Source organism: Microbacterium sp. SZ1 (assembly GCF_002362255.1).
Taxonomy (GTDB): domain Bacteria; phylum Actinomycetota; class Actinomycetes; order Actinomycetales; family Microbacteriaceae; genus Microbacterium.
Genome location: NZ_LPVV01000028.1, coordinates 1 through 1,186 on the forward strand (window position 1 = coordinate 1; position 1,186 = coordinate 1,186).

1 protein-coding gene is annotated in these 1,186 nt (G+C 68.5%); it reads left to right on the top strand.

Translation table 11 applies throughout. The features are described 5' to 3' along the window. Positions 1-71: 71 nt before the first annotated feature. The gene (locus AUC47_RS10760; RefSeq protein ID WP_096715195.1) at positions 72-1,118 is read left to right on the top strand and encodes an NAD(P)-dependent alcohol dehydrogenase; all 1,047 of its coding nucleotides are present in this window, start codon (positions 72-74) and stop codon (positions 1,116-1,118) included. The last annotated feature ends 68 nt before the right edge of the window (positions 1,119-1,186 follow it).

Consider the following 1,186-nt stretch of genomic DNA (forward strand, 5'->3'; position numbering starts at 1 on the left):
GCGAGACGAAACGCGGTGACGGCCGGAGCTTGCTCAGTTCTCGCCTAAGCGCCGCGGGTAGTGTCGACGGCATGACCCGCGTCCACGCCTACGCCGCCCCCAGCGAAGCCGCTCCGCTCGAGAAGACCGTCATCGAGCGACGCGATCTCGGTCCGCACGACATCCTCATCGACATCGCGTTCGCCGGCATCTGCCACTCCGACATCCACACGGTGCGGGGCGACTGGGGTCCGCAGAAGTATCCGCTCGCGCCGGGACACGAGATCGCCGGAACCGTCGCGGCCATCGGATCCGACGTCACCCGCCACGCCGTCGGCGACCGGGTCGGCGTCGGATGCATGGTGAACTCGTGCGGCGAGTGCCGCAACTGCCTGCGCGGCGACGAGCAGTTCTGCTCGAACGGCACGGTCCTGACCTACGGGAGCATGGACAGGGACGGCACGATCACGCAGGGCGGATACTCCGAGCAGGTCGTCGTGACGGAATCGTTCGTCGTGCGCATCCCCGACGGGATCGAGTTGGATGCCGCGGCTCCGCTGCTGTGCGCCGGCATCACGACGTACTCGCCGCTGCGGCACTGGAACGTCGGTCCCGGATCGCGCGTCGCGGTCGTCGGCCTCGGTGGGCTCGGCCACATGGCCGTGCAGATCGCGCACGCGCTGGGCGCCGAGGTCACGGTGCTCTCGCAGACGCTCAACAAGAAGGATGACGGGCTGCGCCTCGGCGCCGACCACTACTACGCGACGAGCGACCGCGAGACCTTCCGCACCCTGCGCTCGTCGTTCGACGTGATCCTCAACACGGTGAGCGCGGTGGTCGACCTGCGGGCATACCTCAGCCTGCTGGACGTGGGCGGATCGATGGTGTGTGTGGGTGCTCCGTCCGAGCCACTGCCGGTGCAGGTGATGTCGCTGATCGGCGGGCGCAGGTCGCTCGCCGGGTCGAACATCGGCGGAATCCAGGAGACGCAGGAGATGCTCGACTTCTGCGCCGAGCACGGCATTGCGGCTGAGGTCGAGGTCATCCCCGCGTCGCAGATCAACGAGGCGTACGAGCGCGTCCTCGCGTCGGACGTGCGCTACCGCTTCGTCATCGACGGGTCGACCTTCGCGGACTGAGGTGGGGCGCGGTTCTCCATTGGTCGGAGGGCGAGCGGACGTCCACGCCTCGGTCGTTGAGCGAGCGG

Excerpts from the sequence above, each read along its gene's own strand:
- AUC47_RS10760 (WP_096715195.1), top strand. The coding sequence starts at position 72 with ATGACCCGCGTCCACGCCTACGCCGCCCCCAGCGAAGCCGCTCCGCTC.